Source organism: Candidatus Nanohalovita haloferacivicina (genome assembly GCF_029232205.1).
GTDB lineage: Archaea > Nanohalarchaeota > Nanosalinia > Nanosalinales > Nanosalinaceae > Nanohalovita > Nanohalovita haloferacivicina.
Genome location: NZ_CP107255.1, coordinates 189,686 through 207,367, shown reverse-complemented (window position 1 = coordinate 207,367; position 17,682 = coordinate 189,686). Strand labels below are relative to the sequence as shown.

The window sequence follows — 17,682 nt, the reverse complement described above, 5'->3', positions numbered from 1 at the left end:
TATTAATTGTCTTCCAGCTATGATAACCATCATTTCAGTTTACCATATACTATTGCTGAAGCACCAAGCAGTTTACGGGAAACCGTAGTTCTATTAGGTCTGGAGCTTCGGCAGGTATTAGGTTCGCCGTTTTCCAACTTACTTCTTCGTGTCTGCCCTGGTAAGCTGCGGTGATGTCGACCGTTCTGCTACTTTTTTCTTGGTGTCTGGTGGAAACGAGTTTCTCGTATTCTATTTTTCTGGTTGAACCCATTAGGTTTATAGTGCGATATAGTGTCCGCTTTCTGTATGGGCTTTGACACGGGCACGACGAGTATCCATATTACGAAGCAGGATAAGAAGCTGCTGGAGCGGAACGACTTGGGTAATAAGCAGGTGGGAGAGGCTTACCATACTGCTGTGGAGGAGATGGACAGGCACAGACAGCTTCGACAGGAAAAGATGAAGGAACTCCGTAAACAGGTCACGGAACCGAAGAAAGAATGCGAGAAGTGGGGAATCGACATCTATGATTTATTATAAGAACTACTCATTGTGAAAGCTCCTCCCTCTGTACCGAAAATAACCCCTCAATATTACACTCGGGTACAACTGTTTAGAAAGTTTTCAACGGGGGAAAGAAAAAAGGAGAGAGGAAGTGTTTAGATTCCTTCTCTGACTCGTTGTAGGCGTCCTTTGAGTTCTTCGTCTTCGATTTTTTCGTCAAGTTTCATGTCTACGAGGATTTTGGCTGCTTTCTTGAGGTCTGCGTCTCTCATGGCTGTCTCGCTGTCCAAAGGTAGAGAGCATTTTGGGCAGTATTCGGCGTTGGCGGGTCGTTTTTCCTCGCAGCGTGGGCATTCCTGCATCTGCATCGAGTTATTGCTGTTGTCCTCGGTCTTGATTCCTTTGTCTTTCAAGATAGCTTCTGTCATCCGCTTGTTATCCTCGTGGCAGTAGGTTTTCGCCCGGTCTGGCTTTTTCCACGCATACCAGTACATCATCCTGGATACTCCCCAGTCCTGCTCTGTGCCTCTGAATGTGGCGGATGAGTGCCTGAAATCGTAGACTTTGACAGTTTCTGGATTGTCTACTACGTCTGCTCTCTTGGCTAACCGTTTCAGGATCTTGTTGATGTTTTCTTTCTTGAGTTCGCTGCCTTTCTCTCCGTCGCCCTTGTCGTTAAGTGTTACGAACAGTGGAGCGTCAGGATCGTCTTTCCGTGGGTGGCTTTCGAGCCATGCCCGTAGCTGTTCGATACAGTGTGTCAGTGGCAGGTCTCTTGGCGGTTTTCCGTTTTTGGAGTCGATGAACTCGACTATCCATGTTTCGGACTGCTTTTCGATGTCGGAGAGCTTTACTTTCCTGATTTCCTTGTTCCTGGCTCCTGCGTCCAGACATAGGATTGGCAGTAGAGCGTCTCTAGGGTTTCTCGCTGCCTCAACCATTTTCCAGATTTGTTCGGGGCTGAACAGGTGTAGTTCGGTTTTTCTGTCTGCGTCTGTGTTGCCTTTGAGGATTCCTGACTGGATGATTCTCTTGACTCTCCGTGGTCTGTCCATCTTCAAGGGGTGGCGGAGTTTGAGAAACATCTTGAAGGCGGTCTTGAACCCGTTCATGGTTTTCTCTGCATACTTCTCAGGTTCGCTGACATCTTTGATGTTCTCTCCGAACTCTGTAAGCTTGTAGTCGCCGTCTTCTACTTTTGCTGCAGAGTAGTCTTGGAGTTGGTTGAAGATTTCTTCGCTGGGTTCGTAGTCCTTGTATTTCATGGAGTCGGAGTCGATCTTTTCCAGGCTGTTGAATGCTTCCTCTGAAAGCCTTTCTTTAGCCTGTAGTGGTGTGAGGATTCCGTCTTTGGTTTCTGCTCTTTCTGTCCAGAGGTCGTTCATCGGCAGTTTCTTCATCACGCCGATTACTGCGAGTAGGTCGGACTTGGTGAGTTCGTCCAGCTGGTCGTGTTCCAGTGTTCTGTCGATCCGTGTGTCTTTCTCGAACCTGTCTTTTCGAAGGTATTGTTGTAGGATTGTGGAGAATTTGGAGATGTACCAGACTGTTCTGCTGTCGCTTGTGCCGTCTCTTGCCTGGAGTTCTTCTACGAACTCGTCGAGAAGTTGTGCGTTGCGTTGTGAGACGCAGTTTTTGTTTTTGAGGGTTTCGAGTCTTCTGTGTATGTCGGAACTGTCGTAGTTTGTCATGGTTGTTGTTTCACGATGCGTGTCGGTCGGTTGTTGTGCAACCGACTTTCTAACCCCCTTCCGCATCGTCACATCCGTCACTGATCCCGGACGCCGCACTTTTCCTGCGGAAAAAGTGCTTTAAGAAGCAACATAGTTGCTTCGGCCGCAAAACTTCTGAAAGTTTTATCATCACAAGCCATGCGCCACATGGCTTTCATTCTCCAAAAAACAACTTCTTACAACACCTCTTTTAAGCAAGAAGAAAATAATATTCAGTAATATGGGCCTCCACAGCAAACCTCTGAAAGAAGTCCTATCACATCTAGAAACTGAGGAAGAAGGCCTGACACAGGAAGAAGCAGAATCCCGGATAGAAGAGGAAGGAAAAAACGTAATTGAAAGCGACGACTCCACATCACCTCTGAAGATATTTCTCAGCCAGTTTCAGGACAACCTGATCTACCTGCTTTTCGTAGCAGGCGCTCTCTCACTTGGAATCGGCCTTCTACCAGAACACAGCCCAGAGTACAGAGAAGCTGGAGTAATATTTTTGATTCTGATTGCAAACGGAACCTTCGGATTTATACAGGATTACAAGGCTGAGAAATCGATACAGGCCCTGAAAAAAATGGCTAAACCTAATGCCACAGTAATGAGAGGGGGCAAAAAGAAGGAAATAAGCTCGAAAGATGTAGTTCCTGGAGACATTGTATTTCTGGAGCAGGGAGATGCTGTACCTGCAGATGCAAGACTGATAGAGGCCGATGCCCTGGAAGTAGATGAATCAGCACTTACAGGAGAAAGCCATGAAATCTCCAAGCAGCCAGGCCAGTCAGAGGAAAACTCCGCAGTCGCGGATAGGAAAAACATGGTCTTCATGAACACGCACGTGGTCAAAGGCCGTGGGAAAGCAGTTGTCACCGCCACAGGAATGGATACAGAAGTAGGCGACATCGCAGAGGAGCTTGACGAGGCCGAAAAAGGCCAGACACCTTTTGAAGAAGAAGTTGACAAAATGGGCAAAAGAATCGGCGCCCTCGTAGTAGGAATTATTTCATTCGTAGCCCTCCTGCAGTTTGCACTCACAGGAGCAGACGCAATAACCATACTAATACTGGCGATAGGCCTTTCCGTCGCAGCAATACCAGAATCACTTCCTGCAATCGTAACACTGACCCTGGCCCTCGGATCCAGAAAACTACTGGAGAAAGACGCGCTGGTCAGGAGACTTCCTGTAGTAGAGGCCCTTGGATCCGTAAACTACATTGTAACAGATAAAACCGGGACTCTGACAGAAGGCGCAATGACTGTCGAAACCATGTACTTCCAGGGGGAAGAATTCCAGGTAACAGGCACAGGAACTTCTACAGAAGGCCGATTCAAAAGAGACGGACATGAAACAGACTCAGAATACCTTGAACCACTTCTTGAATGTGGAATGTACTGCAACAACTCGGAGATGACAGAAGATGGATTCATGGGTGAACCAACAGAAATCGCGCTACTTGTATCAGCCAAAAAAGCAGGCCTTGAAGACAATAAGAAGAGAAAGAAGAGCATTCCTTTCTCCTCCGACAGAAAAAAAATGACTGTGGTAACAGAGGACAATCAGGCCTACATGAAGGGTGCTCCAGGAGCAGTACTGGAAAGATGCGACAGAATACTTGAAGACGGCGAGGAAAAAGAGCTGACCGACGAAAAAAGACAGGAACTGAAGGACAAAAACCACGAGTTCGCCAGAGACGCACTAAGAGTACTCGGATTCGCAAGAAAAGAAGTCAAAGGTGACGAAGAGGACGAAGAAATAGAGTCAGACATGGTATTCCTGGGCCTCCAGGGAATGATGGATCCAGCCAGAGAAGAAGTAAAAGAAGCAGTAGGAGACTGCAGAAACGCAGGTATCGGAGTGGTAATGGCTACAGGCGACAACATTGAAACAGCAAAGGCCATCGGAAAGGAACTCGGATTCAACCCGGAAGGCGCAATGAGAGGCCCGGAAATAGAGGAAATGAGTGATGAAGAGCTTCAGGAAAAAGTCATGGAAGTCGAGATATTTGCAAGAGTCTCCCCCGAACACAAAGTAAGAATACTTGAAGCACTACAGGCCCAGGGCTACAACGTAGCAATGACCGGAGACGGAGTAAACGATGCGCCGGCCCTCAAAAACTCGGATGTAGGTGTAGCGATGGGCCAGAGAGGAACAGACGTCGCAAAGAAAAGCTCTGACATGGTACTACAGGACGACAACTTCGTAACAATAAGAGACGCAATTTCAGAAGGCCGAGCAATATTTGATAATATCAGAAAGGTTACTAACCAGCTTCTATCCACTAACTCAGGAGAAGTAATGTTCGTATTCCTCGGCACACTTATAGGAGGCCTCTTCTACCCAGAATACTTTGCAAGCGGTGACGCAGTAGTCCTAACTGCGTTAATGATCCTATGGGTAAACTTCGCAAGCGACGGCCCGCCAGCAATAGCACTGGGAGAAGACCCAAAGGTAGAGGGAATAATGGAGAGAAATCCGAGAGATCCAGACCAGCCAATCCTCGACAAAAAGATCCTTGGAATGATTGCGGTAACAGGGCCTCTCGCAGCACTAGTAATGCTGCCCGTATTCTTCCTCAACATTGAGAACTTCGCACACGCCCAGACAATGCTGTTCATGGCCCTGGCATTCTTCGAAATAATGATGTTCCAAGTAATCAGAAGAGACTACGGCCTCAAACTAACAGACAATAAGTACCTGATCGCAGCTATCCTCTTTGCATCACTCACCCATCTAGCAATCCTTTACACACCGCTATCGGATGTCTTTAGAGTAGTGCCTCTAGGCCCACAGCACTGGATACAGGTAGCAGCAGTACTAGGAGTGTTCACAGTCCTCGAATATAGCTACAGAAGAGTCCTCTCCAGAAAATTCGGCAACAGAGTCCTTTAAACAACGATAGCGATAGGAAAAATGGCTTTTATTCTTAAAGCTAGATGACAAATGAGTCGTTATATGAAGGATCAGAAACCTCTGGAAGAGGACTGGGATTACCTTATAATCCTAGACGCGTGCAGATACGACTTCTTCGAACAAGTCTACAGCGACTACCTCAAAGGCAACCTTGAGAAACGAAAAAGCGTGGCATCCTCAACACCAGAATGGGCCTCCAAAACATTCACCGGAAGACACGACATCACATACTTCTCATCCAATCCCTTCATCAACGGAGCAGGCCTACCACTCAACGAAATAGAATGGGGCTCAAGCTGTGGCTACGAATGGAACGGAAAAGACCACATAACAGACATAGTAGATGTATGGCATGAGGCCTGGGACGACGACCTTGGAACAGTAACACCGGAAGGAATGAACAGAGTAGTACTCGACAACCTCGACAGAACAGAGGACACTGAAAGAACAATCATCCACTACATGCAGCCACACGCACCTTACATAACCAAAGGTAGAGGCCGCAAAGTAGAGAAGATAAGAAAAAGCTTCAAAGAAGCGAAAGAGGCCGGAGAGAAAAATGATGAAGAGGATGGAATACTATCTACAGTAGGAGACGTGGTAAGGCCAAAATTCGAGGACGTAGTAGAGGACAGCACCCTCGCAATGAAACTAGGAATGTGGGTAGAACTTGATCCTTCAAGCCTTCTATCTGTAGGCCGGAACGGCACCCGCGAGACACTCGAAGAATACTACGAAGAAAATCTGAGGCTCGCCATGGAGCAAGTAGCAGAACTGGTACAGGAACTTGACGGAAAAGTAGTAGTTACATCAGACCACGGAGAGGCCTTCGGAGAACAAGGAGTCTGGGAGCACCACATAGAAACACACATCCCGGCGCTGACAGAAGTACCCTGGTTCGAAGTAGAAGGCGTCAAAGAGGATTACCCAGAACAATGATAGCTGCAGCAGACGCTAAACACTGCCCAGAATGCGGATCAGAACTTGGATCCAGAGAAGTAGAGGAACGTAGCAGACTCTACTGCAACACGTGTGAAAAAGTAATCTGGCGCAACCCAAAACCTGCCGCCGGAGTACTTCTCAAAAAAGACGACGAAATTCTCCTGATAAAAAGAGGGAACTGGCCTCACATAGATTCATGGAGCATACCCGCAGGATTCATCGAACGAGACGAAGAACCAGTAAAAGCCGCAGCCAGAGAACTCGAAGAAGAAACCAACCTCAAAATATCACCGGAAAACCTCCAGCTACTGGACAACCTCATGGTAAAACACCCCGATGGAAAACACGTCATAGTAATCACATTCACAGCAGACCTTGACAAAGTAGAAGGAGAACTGGAGGCCGGAGACGACGCACAGGACGCCAAGTACTGGAACATCGAAGAACTGGAAGAAACCGGCGAGGAACTCGAATCCGACAACCTCAGAAAATTCCTCAAACAACATTCAAAGCATTGATTTTTTATCTTTCTAAGGCCCAGACACATGTATGTCAGTAAAAGAGCGGGAAGAAATTTCTGAAGAATACAAATGGAACGTAGAAAAAGTATACAGCTCAACAGAACAATGGGAAAAAGACTTTGAAAGAGCAAAAGAACTTGCAGAAGGCCTCAAAAAATATCAAGGCCAGCTAACAGACTCGCCGGAAAAATTCTCCGAATTCATGGACAAATACTCGGAAGCAAAAACCCTGGTAAGCCAGCTATCCTCATACGCCAGAATGCGCAGAGACGAAGACACAAGAAAAGAAGAATACCAGGCCCTTGCCGCAAGAGCCAGCTCCCTCTCCAGCAAAATATCATCAGACACAAGCTTCGTAGAAGTAGAAATACAGGAGGCCTCAGATGAAAAATACCGGAAACTGGCAGAAAGCGAAGAAACACAGGAATACAGCCACTTCCTGGAAAAAATAAGAGACAAAAAAGACCACACCCGCTCAGAGGAAATAGAACAGATACTATCCAACCTTGGAGAAGTACTCTCCAGCCCCAGCGACATCTACTCCACATTCACCAACGCAGATCTGGAATTCCCTTCAATCGAAAAAGACGGAGAAAAAGTTGAGATAACACAGTCCAACTTCACAAAACTACTGAAAGAAAGCGACAGAGGCCTCAGAGAAGAAGTATTCAACAAGTTCTACGACAGATTCAACGACTTCGACAACACAGTAGCACAGAGCCTCGACAAAGAGGCCCGCACAAACTCAAAGTTCGCAGAAATCAGAGACTACAACTCATCACTGGAATCCGCTCTCGACGGCAAAAACGTACCAGAACAGGTATTCAACGACCTGATAGAAAGCGTGAACTCAAACTTCGACCCGCTACACCGACATCAGGAACTGAAAAGAAAAGTTCTCGGAGTAGACGAACTGAAAATGTGGGACGTCTACATGCCAATGGCCGACTCAGACATAGAAATCACCTACGAAGAGGCCAAAGAACACATTCTAAATGCCCTCGAACCAATGGGAGAAGAATACGTCGAAGCAGCCAGAAAAGGCCTTGAATCAGGATGGGTAGACGTATACGAAAACAAAGGCAAAAGATCAGGAGCCTACAGCGGAGGAGGATACGGAACAGACCCATACATCCTCATGAACTTCCACGAAGACGTCCAGTCAATGTACACACTGGCCCACGAACTAGGCCACTCCATGCACTCCTACTTCACGGAATCAGAGCAGCCATACATCTACAGCAACTACGGAATCTTCCTGGCAGAGATCGCATCCACAGTGAACGAACAACTCCTCACAGAATACCTGCTGAAACAAACAGACAACGAAGAACTCAAGAAACACGCACTGGACTACCAGCTGGAAAACTTCAGAAACACGCTGTTCAGACAGACAATGTTCGCTGAATTCGAGAAAGAGATACACGAAGCAGTGGAAGATGGAGAAGTACTGACATCAGGAATGCTCAACGAAAAATACAGAAACCTCAAAGAAAAATACTACGAAAACGCCGACGTAGACGACAGAATCGCAAGAGAATGGATGAGAATACCACACTTCTACTACAACTTCTACGTATACCAGTACGCCACAGGAATCTCCGCAGCAACCAACATCAGAGAAAAACTCGTAGAAGACGGGAGAAACCAAGACTACCTAGAATTCCTGAAATCCGGCGGCAGCAACTACCCACTGGAAACCCTCCAAATCATGGACATAGAGGCCGACAGACACACATTCGACGAAGCAATACAGGAATACAGAAGATACCTGAAGAAAGCAGAAGACCTATTCCTCTAGAGGCCCGAAGGATTAAATCTTTCTTCATTCCTTCTTCAAATCATGAAAGTTGACGACCGTGTCTACGGAGAAAAAGAGATCAAAGAAGAAGTAATCATCGACCTAATCAACTCCAAACCAGTCCAGAGACTGAAAAAAGTCCATCAAGCCGGGCCACAACCATTCTACATGGACAAAAAACCGATGACACGGTACGAACACTCCATAGGAGTATTTCTTCTACTGAGAGATCATGGAGCCAGCATAGAAGAACAGATAGCAGGCCTACTACACGACGTACCTCACACAGCATTTTCCCACACAGCAGACTTCGTTTTCGACACCGATGACCACGAATACCACGACAGATTCCTCGAAAAAGTAGTAAAAGACTCAGAAATACCAGAAATACTGGAAAAACACGGCCTCGACCTCGAATATATTCTCGACGAAGAAAATTTCGGCCTGCTGGAAAGAGACGCACCAGATCTATGCGCAGACAGGATTGACTATTTCCTCAGAGACTCAAAGAGCTACGGAGACTGGAAAGTAGAACAATTCGTAGAATCACTGACTGTAGAAGATGGCATGTTTGTACTTGACGATCCAGATATAGCTGTAGAGTTCGCCGAAAAATACGCGGAAGCAGACGAAGAATGGTGGGCCAATCCAAAGGAAGTCGTAATAATTAAGATGTTCGCACAGGCCCTTAGTGAAGCCATTGACACAGGAATAATGAATGAAGAAGATCTCTTCGGCACAGATGACGAAGTACTGGAAAAACTCAGAGAATCAGACAACCAAGAGATCAAAGATAAACTTGAAACACTGAAAAACGGGTTTGAAATAGAAACCGAGGTCGAAGACCCAGACATGACAGTAACAACAAAGGCCAGATCAGTAAACCCTCCAGTACTGCACAAAGGAAAGCTCAAGAGATCAACTGATTTCTCAGAAAAACTTAAGCAAAAAATCGATGAACACATGGAGTACGTAGGCTCAGGTTATCAGGTAAAGATCATAGAAAAATAGTTAGAAACCTTGCATTCCTGGAAGATGGCCTAGCTCATCGCGGGCCTCATCACTCATTTTTTCAGGACTCCAGCGTGGTTCGAATGTTAGCTCGACTTCGATATCTCTTTCATCTACTTCTTCTATCTTGCCTACTTCTCTCTTCACCATTTCATCAAATACACCGTGAAGCGGGCAGCCAGGAGTGGTCAGTGTCATCAGTATATCAACATGGCCTTCATCATCTACATCTACTTCGTAGATAAGGCCTAGATCCACGATATTGATATCGAGTTCGGGATCCATTACCTCCTTCAGCTGGTTCCTGACATCTTCCTCTGTAACCATAAAACTCGTATACTGCTTCAAGCTTAAAAGCCACTATGGCCTAGATCAAGTTATCAGCTGTAGCAGCTCCAATCACCGAAAAGATAGATATCAGGGCCACAACCTTCATCATATGATACCAGCTGTCCGCAAATACATGTTCTGCGGCAGTAATAGTCAACAGAAAGGCCACAGTACCGAATGACACAAGCATCAGGGAAATATACCTTAAAGTGACTCCAAAGACCTTTCTCTCGCTATCCCAGTCCCTTTCCAGCTTGGAAACATACAGAATACCGTTTCCCAGAAACAGTGTGACAAGAACACTGGCAAGGGCCTGAACATCTGAAGCTGCAGCTGCAACCTCCCAGACCTCCTCTGTAAACAGGAAGGGAGCTGTAAGTATAGCGCTTCCCGTTACCTGCTGAAAGAAGTCGTCTACCCCGAAAGGATATCCTTTCTCGGCCTTCAGTATCATTTCTTTAATCATAGCAACCACAGCACCATCAAGATATACATACTGATCAGAGCCAGCGGAAGCAGCCTGATGATAATGTTTATACTGTAAATAAGGCCTTGGTAATCCGAATGTAAAAGCTTAACGTTGCTGGCCTTGTTCATCACCATTCCAATGCCTGCAGGAGCTACATTCTCAACTGAACGGGAAATACTCTCTCTAAGCCTGTCCTCGTCGACGTGACTGCCTTTAGCCATTTCATGAATGCTTGCATGAGTATCAGTGGTGAAGAAAATTGCCTTGTCAAAATCATGCCGGATATTATCATTTAGATCTCTAAGTCTCTTCGTAGAACCGTTACCCTCAATACCGTAAATCAAAGTTCTCTGGCCGTTAACCTCCTCAACCAGTGTAAATACAGGGATATGATCTAAATCGGAATCAAAACCAGCCTGATAATCATGCAAAGGCTGAGACTCAAGCTCCCCTATAAAGTCCTTCAGATATTCCTGAAGATTCTCTGCCTGGGCCGTTCCAGACCAGATAACCTGATTAACTTCGTCATCGATATGATTGTGAAGATCAACTACAATAGTGGAATTTAGATCTACAGCATTCTTCACAACCTCAATCTCGTAATCATCGTACTCCGGAATATCAAGGAAAACAATATTCTTTCCGTCAAATCTGCGGCCATAGAAAGTACCGAGATCATAATCCTTCTCAACCATCTCAGAGGCCTTACCTTCCATCTCCGGCTCATCAACTTTATCAAGTAAAACATCAGCATCATCAGGATCAGCCATATCAGCACCGTGATCAGAAGGAACGTGCATAAAGAAACCGCTGCCCTCCTCATTCATCCTGTTAATAATCGTAGTCGAAAGCTCTCCGCCACCGAAAGCACCCAGAGGCCCAGGATGAACCCATGGAATAGCAATAGAGGCCTTATCACTCTCATTTTCAATTTCAAGAGTCTGAACTTCAGGATTAGATTCGTAACCTAGATCCAGGGCCTGCTGCTTCTTCTGAAGAAGCCCCGAAGTAAGATTAAACGCTGAAACGTTCGATACATTGCTGCCAATCAAGTACTGAACAACGTGAAGCAGTGCTGCAAGAATCAGGCCCATAAAGAGTAGCACGCTCAAGTTTGAGGCGTAGTCCCACCATCGGAACTGGAGGAACGGATAGAGATAGTAGCTTCCAACCGCCAGAACCATTAAAGGATGTGCAAGGCTGACGATTGAAATTCTCTCCAGATGATCTGATCCAAGAGTCAGTGTAAGTATCAAAGTAGTTGAAAGATATACAGTAATCAGGCCTAGCCAGATAACCCTCCATGCATTAACGCTGTTGTTTGCGCCAGTCAGTATCATTCCAAATACAAAAACAAACAGATGATTCGAGAGCGCAAGGAAATAGGCCCAGTGACGCGGATAATCTGGTAGAATCCTAGTAAATATTTCACCTGAAACCAGTGCAGGAACTGCAAAAAGAAGCACAGCCAGATAAAGAACTGTTTCCTGCTGAATAGGCAACGAGGTAAACTTGGAAAAACCAAGATACATGAAATACGAATAAACAAAGCTCAGAGAAATAATAGCGGCCAGACTAGTCCTTGTATCAGGAATGTGGAAAATAATTTTCTCGAAGACGTCTACGTTATCTCTGCCCATACTTTTCACCAAGCTCCTCGTAAATATCCTCTAGCTGCTCAATAGTGCTGGAAAGCGAAAAATCCTTCACAGCACTTCTACATTCATAGCTATTGTTCAGTGCTTTATGAATTGCACGGGACAAAGACTCGGAATCACCAAGCTCAAAACGCTCGCCATTCCGGGAGCCAATAGTCTCATCAAAAGGAGGATTATCAGCAGCGACAACAGGAGTACCGCAAGAATTAGCCTCCAGAGGCGCAAGACCCAAAGTATCTCCTGTAGAAGAAGTTACAAAGGCATCAAGGCCAGAATAAAAACCTGGCAAATCCTCTCTATCCAGAAAATCACGGAAGAAAACATTATCTCCCGCCATCTCCTTCAACTTCTTCTCCTGAGGGCCCTCGCCAACAATAACAACAGAGCCATCAAACTCATCGGCGAAGCAAACCAGGTTATCAACATTTTTTTCAAGACTCAGTCTACCAGAATAGCCGATCACAGGCCTTTCAACATCCATCTCATCAAGTATAGATTCATCCTGCGGCTGGAAAAACTCCATGTCAAGGCCTACAGGTAGCCGGGTGAAATCAACCTTCCTGTTAATTCTGCTTGTCGAGGCCGTGACAACGTCAAATTTGCTCATGAAAAAATTCTCAATCGGTAGATAAACCTTCTCACATATTTTAGCTAGAAGAGGAAGTTTTACAGCATTGATAAAGTACTCCTCAATAGGCGTATGATGAGTATATACCGAAGGCTTGTCCTCAAGCTTGGCCTGCAATAACCCTGACCATCCCAGCGTTATAGGCCCATGACAGTGGACAATATCAAAATCAGGTAGTTTAGAACCTCTCACAGGGAAAGGTGCTCTGTAACCTTCGTAGAAAGGATTTGGAATCGATCTTACAGGTATCTCTCCGTCCCCAGGATCATATTCAGGATTCTGAGGATACATAATATACACTTCGTGGCCTCTTTCCTCAAGCCTCTCCTTCCAGGCCTTCAGAGTGTAAGTCACTCCATCATACTTCGGGAAGTAGCTCTCGGTAAAGAAGCCGATTTTCATAGATAAGTGAGAATTTGGCATTCAGTATTTTAAACGGCCCACCTAGAAATATTTTATTTAAACGCTGAAACCCTGGAAAAAGTCTTTTAGAGAAGCTCTCTGTAGGCCTTCTCTAATTCATCCGCTATAGACTCGAGTTCAAACTCACGGCTTTTCTCCCGAGCATTCTCTCCAAGCCTCTGCATTTCGTTCTCCTCCATTGCTTTCTCCAGAACAGAGACAAAGTCGTCTTCGGCCTTCAAACAGTTCTCACCGTGCTCCAGCCACTGAAAAGTCTCAATATCTCTGACTACCGGCGGCTTACCGCAGGCCATTGCCTCAAGTAGGGCCATTCCCTCGTTCTCGTTCTTTGTAGGGAAGAAAAAGATGTCACCAGCAGCGTAGGCTCCTCTAATATCATCAACATAACCTGTGAAGGTGCAGTTGTCAGGCGCATCTTCTACAAGATTCTTTGTATCCCTGCTCTGAAGCAGAGAGTCAACAAAGGTATCTTCGCCGCTCGGATTCAGAAAACCAAACCAGACAAAATCTGTATCAGGCATCTTCCTGGCAGTCTCGATAAACGACTTCAGGCCTTTCCTCTTGATCACGTGACCTACCATGAACACTACTGGCGGTTCAAGATCGTACTTCTCCAGATACTCATCTCTAAGATCCTCAAAACCTTCCAGCATATCAGGATCAAAACCATTACTGATCACCTTCTTCGGCACATCTGTATACTCCTCGATGACGTCTCTGTTATGCTCTGAAGGACAGATTATAAGGTCAGCAAGAGAATAGGCATACTTCAAGTAGGGCTTCATAGGCCTTGCAATCATATTCGACAGGGCAAAACTCTCACGGAAATCCTCTGCAGTCTGATGAGCATGGACAACCACAGGAACTCCCTGCTCCTGGGCCTTTCTGGCATAGTAAATTGACTTAGGCCCCATATTATTCAAGTGAAGAATATCAGCGGAGAGATCAGGCTCAGTAGTATAATCAATTCCTCGTTTATCCATTATCTTTCTCTGGTTCTTAACGGACTGTTTATGGCCTCCAGTAATCAAATCCTCCCATTCAAAGTAATGGCTTATCCTCATCTGCTTAACTTAAAAACTGTTACCTAAACTTATGAAACTGTGGCGAAAACAATCGCAGAGGAACGGATAGAACGGCTTTTCACGCTAGCAGAGAAAAGAATAGGCCATGAAGACGAACTGGCAGACAGATACGTGGAACTGGCCCGGAAAATAGGAATGAAGGAAGAAGTCTCAATACCTTCAGACCTGAAAAAGAAGTTCTGCAGCAACTGCTACAGCTACATGAAACCCGGAAGAACCTGCGAAGTAAGAATAAAATCAGACAAAAGCAAAGTAGAATATACCTGCAGCAAATGCGGAAACATAGATAGATATGGCTACTAAAAAACAGATCGCCTGGTTCGGAATATCAACAGCAATAATAGCCGTGCTAATCTACATGGCAGACATAAACAAGTTCATAGAGGCCGTAAGCCAGGCAAATACCTACTATCTGATCGGAGCTCTTCTCACAGGCCTACTGCCATTCTTTGTGTGGACACACACCTGGCACAGCTTCCTCAACAAAATGGGCGCCAATGTAAACTACAGAAAAACATTCAAACTATTCATGACAGGCAACTTCATGAACTCTGTAACACCACTAGGCCAGTTCGGAGGAGAACCATTCATGGCCTACGTAATAAAAGAAAACACAGGCCTGAGCTACGAAGAAGGATTCTCAGCAGTACTTTCCTCAGACATAATAAACTCAGTTCCAATATTCACTTTTGTTCTAGGAGGAGCAGCATTCCTTCTAATTTTCGGTTCCGTAAACGACATAATAACTCAAGCCATCTACATATCCCTCCTGATAGTAGTTATAGGAGGATCCATTGCATACACACTATGGTTCAAGTCCGGTACAATCGAAAACGCACTAACCAAAGGCCTGAGAAAGATCACCGATCGGGTTGGACGAGGAGAAAAATACGTTGAAAAACTGGATGAGAAACTGGAAAACGTTGAGGAGGCCTTTGAAAGAATCGGAGAGGATCCTCGACATCTAGTTAGAACGGCCTCTATCGCACATGCCTACTTCGTATTCCAGGTCTTCAGCCTGTACCTAATTCTCGCATCCATGGGCATCCACACCGACTTCACACCACTCTACTTTATCCTGCCTCTATCCTCCTTATCCAACTTCTCACCTACCCCAGGAGGTTCAGGAGCCTACGAAGCAACACTGGCAACCATCCTAACACTAATGCCAGCAGCCCTATTCCCACAGATACCTTTCGCCACAGCAATTGCAGTAGGAATCCTCTTCAGACTCTGCACCTACTGGCCTGGACTGATCATAGGTTACGGAGCGATGATAAGCATAGGTCGAGAAAAAGCTAATTAAAAACACAGTTCAAATAAAAATATTATGGCATGGACGCCCAAAACCAAACAAATTGCCTGGTTTACAGCTGCAACAATATTTCTGGGCGCCCTAATCATATTAACCGATATAAATAAATTTCTAGAAGCAGCAAAAGGCGCAGACAAAAAACTAATCCTGCTAGCGCTGCTCACTGGCCTGGTACCCAATCTTGTCTGGGGAAACACATGGCACAGCTTCCTCAACAAGGTAGGCGCAGGCAACACATACACACAGAACTTCAGACTTTTCATGGCCGGAGACTTCCTCAACAAAGTAACACCAATGGGTCAGTTCGGAGGAGAACCAGCAATGGCCTACATAATATCCAAAAAAACAGACCTGAAATACGAGAAGGCCTTCTCCGCAGTAATATCTTCAGATATAATTAATGCGATACCTACGTTCACATTTGTGGCCGCAGGAGCAACTTATCTATTCTTATTCGGTAGACTTACGGGCCTCATCACAAAAACCTTGATCGCCAGTGGAGCTATATTCGTGATTGGAGGATCTTTCAGCTATCTACTGTGGTTCAGGGCCGGCACCATAGAGAAAAAAGTTTTACAGGTTGCCACCAAGATAAGCGAAATCTTGAACAGAGGAGAAGAAGTTGTAGAGAGTATAGAATCTCGTTTTGAAGTCTTAGAAGAATCCTTTGAAACCATAGGCAATGATAGCAGACATCTTCTGGAGACAAGCCTAATAGCCCACATTTACTACCTGTTCCAAAGCCTCACTCTATATATCACACTTCTAGCGCTTGATATACACGTAAATCTTGCAGCAGTATTCTTCGTGCTTCCTCTGGCAGCAGTATCAAACTTCACACCTACACCAGGAGGAACAGGAGCCTACGAAGCAGTTATGGCCACACTACTGAACCTGTTCTTCAGTATCAGCCTGCCTGTCGCACTAGCAGCAAGCATAATATTCAGAATACTAACCTACTGGTCAGACGTTGTCATAGGATACATTTCCTTCATAAGCCTTGGAGGCAAAGAATCAATCTAGATGACCTACACATATCTCCTAGCAGGAGAAAACCTTGAACTAGCAGAAGCAGAACTCAAAGGATTTCTAAGAAGCCAGGAAATCGAAGAAGATCCAAAGAGAGAAGGAAGAACCGCAGAAACAGAAAAACACCCAGAACAACTCAAAAGACTGGGCCTGACACATGAAGTAACAAAAAAAATATGCGAAACCAAGCTAGACAAACTAGAAATAGATTACAGGCCTGAAAAATCTTTCTCGGTCAGAGTGCAGAACCTGACAGACGAAGACTTCGAAAGCAAGGAACTGGAGAAACAGATAGGCCAGAAAATCTCAACGGAGGAAAACTCAGTAGACCTGGAAAACCCTGATGAAAAAATAAAGGCATACTACACAGGAGAAAAACTTGTAATTGGAAAAATAGTTCAGGAAGTAGATAGAGGCCTTTACCAGCAGAGAGCCAACCAGGAAAGGCCTTTCTCCTCACCAATATCTCTTGACCCTGTGCTCGCAAGAGTACTCGTCAACCTGTCAGAAGTATCAGCAGGAGAAAAACTACTGGATCCTTTCTGCGGTACAGGCGGAATACTTATCGAAGCAGGCCTCTGCGGAATCGGAGTCTACGGCCTCGACATACAGAAAGAGATGGTGGACGGCTGCCAGAGAAACCTCGAAAACTACGGCGTAATCAGCCACGATATCAGGCAGGGCGATGTAGCAGAAATCAACGAAACTTTCGAGGAAGAATTCAACGCAGTAGTAACAGATCTACCATACGGAAAGGCCTCCAAAAAACCAGAGAAAGCGGTAGAAAGCTTCATAGAATTTCTGGAAGATTACAGCGGAAAAGCAGTCTTCATGTACAATGAAAAAGAAGTAGGGCCTTACTCAGCGGACTTTGAGGTATACGTTCACAAGTCGCTGACAAGATACATTTTTATCGTCTAGCAGAGGCCTTTCTTTCTTCCTTATCAAGATTAAGGTGCCATGAAGGCCCTAGCTCGATATCTTCACCGACAATTTCTGAAAACTCTTCCTGCCAGGCCTCAGTATCCTGCGAAATATGGACTGCAGCATCACTACCTGCCTTGTCAAGAGCGTAACTTGCTGCCTCGTAAGCATCCTCCGGGTCAAGGCCTTCAGGATAAACTCCTCTACCAGTCTCAAGATCAATATAAAGAGGTGCCTCTTCCGGCGAAAGCTCATCTTTCAACTTTAGACGCGGCAGAGAATCAGTAACAACGTGCATTCCAGAATCATCTTCGTTAAAGTATCCTCTAAAATCATCGTAGTTTAACTCCGCCATAATATGCTACTTTCAAGTTACAAATAAATGTGTTTTGATTAGCGATAAAAGAGAAACACCAAAAAGAAGT

The 17,682-nt window shown here is 45.4% G+C and carries 17 protein-coding genes; 10 read left to right on the top strand and 7 right to left on the bottom strand.

Features of this window, described 5'->3' with window-relative positions; all coding sequences use genetic code 11:
- Positions 1-288: 288 nt before the first annotated feature.
- The gene (locus HBNXNv_RS01135; protein WP_347721001.1) at positions 289-522 is read left to right on the top strand and encodes a hypothetical protein; all 234 of its coding nucleotides are present in this window, start codon (positions 289-291) and stop codon (positions 520-522) included.
- Positions 523-641: 119 nt separating this feature from the next.
- Here HBNXNv_RS01135 and HBNXNv_RS01130 read toward each other — a convergent pair whose 3' ends face one another.
- Entirely contained in the window at positions 642-2,276 is a 1,635-nt protein-coding gene (locus tag HBNXNv_RS01130) for a tyrosine-type recombinase/integrase (protein ID WP_347721000.1), read from the bottom strand.
- A 163-nt stretch (positions 2,277-2,439) separates the two neighbouring features.
- On the opposite strand from HBNXNv_RS01130, the gene HBNXNv_RS01125 reads away from it, so the two are divergent.
- The 5 genes from HBNXNv_RS01125 to HBNXNv_RS01105 all read left to right on the top strand — a co-directional run bounded on the left by HBNXNv_RS01125 (position 2,440) and on the right by HBNXNv_RS01105 (position 9,396).
- Complete coding sequence (locus tag HBNXNv_RS01125) at positions 2,440-5,100, top strand: cation-translocating P-type ATPase (protein WP_347720999.1); 2,661 nt, start codon at positions 2,440-2,442, stop codon at positions 5,098-5,100.
- A gap of 63 nt (positions 5,101-5,163) precedes the next feature.
- Entirely contained in the window at positions 5,164-6,060 is an 897-nt protein-coding gene (locus HBNXNv_RS01120; protein WP_347720998.1) for a hypothetical protein, read from the top strand.
- On the top strand, positions 6,057-6,581 hold the full coding sequence (locus HBNXNv_RS01115) for an NUDIX hydrolase (RefSeq protein WP_347720997.1): 525 nt from the start codon (positions 6,057-6,059) through the stop codon (positions 6,579-6,581). Before HBNXNv_RS01120 ends, HBNXNv_RS01115 begins: the two co-directional genes overlap by 4 nt.
- Before the next feature lie 31 nt (positions 6,582-6,612).
- On the top strand, positions 6,613-8,385 hold the full coding sequence (pepF, locus tag HBNXNv_RS01110; protein ID WP_347720996.1) for an oligoendopeptidase F: 1,773 nt from the start codon (positions 6,613-6,615) through the stop codon (positions 8,383-8,385).
- A gap of 42 nt (positions 8,386-8,427) precedes the next feature.
- Positions 8,428-9,396, top strand: coding sequence for an HD domain-containing protein (locus HBNXNv_RS01105; protein WP_347720995.1), 969 nt, complete (start codon positions 8,428-8,430; stop codon positions 9,394-9,396).
- Here the strand turns inward: HBNXNv_RS01105 and HBNXNv_RS01100 are convergent, their stop codons facing one another.
- The 5 genes from HBNXNv_RS01100 to HBNXNv_RS01080 all read right to left on the bottom strand — a co-directional run bounded on the left by HBNXNv_RS01100 (position 9,397) and on the right by HBNXNv_RS01080 (position 13,968).
- Entirely contained in the window at positions 9,397-9,723 is a 327-nt protein-coding gene (locus tag HBNXNv_RS01100; protein ID WP_347720994.1) for a metal-sulfur cluster assembly factor, read from the bottom strand.
- 40 nt (positions 9,724-9,763) lie between these two features.
- On the bottom strand, positions 9,764-10,192 hold the full coding sequence (locus HBNXNv_RS01095) for a DUF2391 family protein (protein WP_347720993.1): 429 nt from the start codon (positions 10,190-10,192) through the stop codon (positions 9,764-9,766).
- Positions 10,189-11,835 carry a DUF2070 family protein gene (locus HBNXNv_RS01090; protein WP_347720992.1) on the bottom strand — a complete coding sequence of 549 codons (1,647 nt, stop codon included), beginning with the start codon at positions 11,833-11,835 and terminating at the stop codon, positions 10,189-10,191. The genes HBNXNv_RS01095 and HBNXNv_RS01090 overlap by 4 nt, the downstream gene beginning before the upstream one ends.
- Positions 11,822-12,883 (bottom strand): glycosyltransferase, encoded by a 1,062-nt coding sequence (locus HBNXNv_RS01085; protein ID WP_347720991.1) that lies wholly within the window; start codon positions 12,881-12,883, stop codon positions 11,822-11,824. The genes HBNXNv_RS01090 and HBNXNv_RS01085 overlap by 14 nt, the downstream gene beginning before the upstream one ends.
- Before the next feature lie 86 nt (positions 12,884-12,969).
- A complete protein-coding gene (locus tag HBNXNv_RS01080) occupies positions 12,970-13,968 on the bottom strand; it encodes a glycosyltransferase family 4 protein (RefSeq protein WP_347720990.1) in 999 nt (332 codons plus the stop codon).
- A gap of 39 nt (positions 13,969-14,007) precedes the next feature.
- Between HBNXNv_RS01080 and HBNXNv_RS01075 the strand changes: the two genes are divergently transcribed.
- From HBNXNv_RS01075 to HBNXNv_RS01060, 4 genes are read left to right on the top strand one after another with little or no spacing between them, the layout of a single operon-like run.
- Positions 14,008-14,292 carry a ribonuclease P protein component 4 gene (locus HBNXNv_RS01075; RefSeq protein WP_347720989.1) on the top strand — a complete coding sequence of 95 codons (285 nt, stop codon included), beginning with the start codon at positions 14,008-14,010 and terminating at the stop codon, positions 14,290-14,292.
- Positions 14,282-15,295, top strand: coding sequence for a lysylphosphatidylglycerol synthase transmembrane domain-containing protein (locus HBNXNv_RS01070; RefSeq protein ID WP_347720988.1), 1,014 nt, complete (start codon positions 14,282-14,284; stop codon positions 15,293-15,295). Before HBNXNv_RS01075 ends, HBNXNv_RS01070 begins: the two co-directional genes overlap by 11 nt.
- A 24-nt stretch (positions 15,296-15,319) precedes the next feature.
- Positions 15,320-16,327: a lysylphosphatidylglycerol synthase transmembrane domain-containing protein gene (locus HBNXNv_RS01065; RefSeq protein ID WP_347720987.1), complete on the top strand. Its 1,008-nt coding sequence runs from the start codon at positions 15,320-15,322 to the stop codon at positions 16,325-16,327.
- A complete protein-coding gene (locus HBNXNv_RS01060; protein WP_347720986.1) occupies positions 16,328-17,254 on the top strand; it encodes a methyltransferase domain-containing protein in 927 nt (308 codons plus the stop codon). It begins immediately after the preceding gene.
- On the opposite strand, the gene HBNXNv_RS01055 is transcribed toward HBNXNv_RS01060, so the two are convergent.
- Positions 17,244-17,612 (bottom strand): hypothetical protein, encoded by a 369-nt coding sequence (locus HBNXNv_RS01055; protein WP_347720985.1) that lies wholly within the window; start codon positions 17,610-17,612, stop codon positions 17,244-17,246. The genes HBNXNv_RS01060 and HBNXNv_RS01055 overlap by 11 nt on opposite strands.
- Between the last annotated feature and the right edge of the window lie 70 nt (positions 17,613-17,682).

What these genes read in the sequence shown, in the direction of transcription:
- HBNXNv_RS01100 (WP_347720994.1), bottom strand. Translation starts at nt 9,723, where the DNA reads ATGGTTACAGAGGAAGATGTCAGGAACCAGCTGAAGGAGGTAATGGAT.
- HBNXNv_RS01065 (WP_347720987.1), top strand. Translation starts at nt 15,320, where the DNA reads ATGGCATGGACGCCCAAAACCAAACAAATTGCCTGGTTTACAGCTGCA.
- HBNXNv_RS01060 (WP_347720986.1), top strand. Translation starts at nt 16,328, where the DNA reads ATGACCTACACATATCTCCTAGCAGGAGAAAACCTTGAACTAGCAGAA.
- HBNXNv_RS01055 (WP_347720985.1), bottom strand. Translation starts at nt 17,612, where the DNA reads ATGGCGGAGTTAAACTACGATGATTTTAGAGGATACTTTAACGAAGAT.
- HBNXNv_RS01090 (WP_347720992.1), bottom strand. Translation starts at nt 11,835, where the DNA reads ATGGGCAGAGATAACGTAGACGTCTTCGAGAAAATTATTTTCCACATT.
- pepF (WP_347720996.1), top strand. Translation starts at nt 6,613, where the DNA reads ATGTCAGTAAAAGAGCGGGAAGAAATTTCTGAAGAATACAAATGGAAC.
- HBNXNv_RS01070 (WP_347720988.1), top strand. Translation starts at nt 14,282, where the DNA reads ATGGCTACTAAAAAACAGATCGCCTGGTTCGGAATATCAACAGCAATA.
- HBNXNv_RS01080 (WP_347720990.1), bottom strand. Translation starts at nt 13,968, where the DNA reads ATGAGGATAAGCCATTACTTTGAATGGGAGGATTTGATTACTGGAGGC.
- HBNXNv_RS01120 (WP_347720998.1), top strand. Translation starts at nt 5,164, where the DNA reads ATGAAGGATCAGAAACCTCTGGAAGAGGACTGGGATTACCTTATAATC.
- HBNXNv_RS01135 (WP_347721001.1), top strand. Translation starts at nt 289, where the DNA reads ATGGGCTTTGACACGGGCACGACGAGTATCCATATTACGAAGCAGGAT.
- HBNXNv_RS01115 (WP_347720997.1), top strand. Translation starts at nt 6,057, where the DNA reads ATGATAGCTGCAGCAGACGCTAAACACTGCCCAGAATGCGGATCAGAA.
- HBNXNv_RS01095 (WP_347720993.1), bottom strand. Translation starts at nt 10,192, where the DNA reads ATGATTAAAGAAATGATACTGAAGGCCGAGAAAGGATATCCTTTCGGG.
- HBNXNv_RS01105 (WP_347720995.1), top strand. Translation starts at nt 8,428, where the DNA reads ATGAAAGTTGACGACCGTGTCTACGGAGAAAAAGAGATCAAAGAAGAA.
- HBNXNv_RS01125 (WP_347720999.1), top strand. Translation starts at nt 2,440, where the DNA reads ATGGGCCTCCACAGCAAACCTCTGAAAGAAGTCCTATCACATCTAGAA.
- HBNXNv_RS01085 (WP_347720991.1), bottom strand. Translation starts at nt 12,883, where the DNA reads ATGAAAATCGGCTTCTTTACCGAGAGCTACTTCCCGAAGTATGATGGA.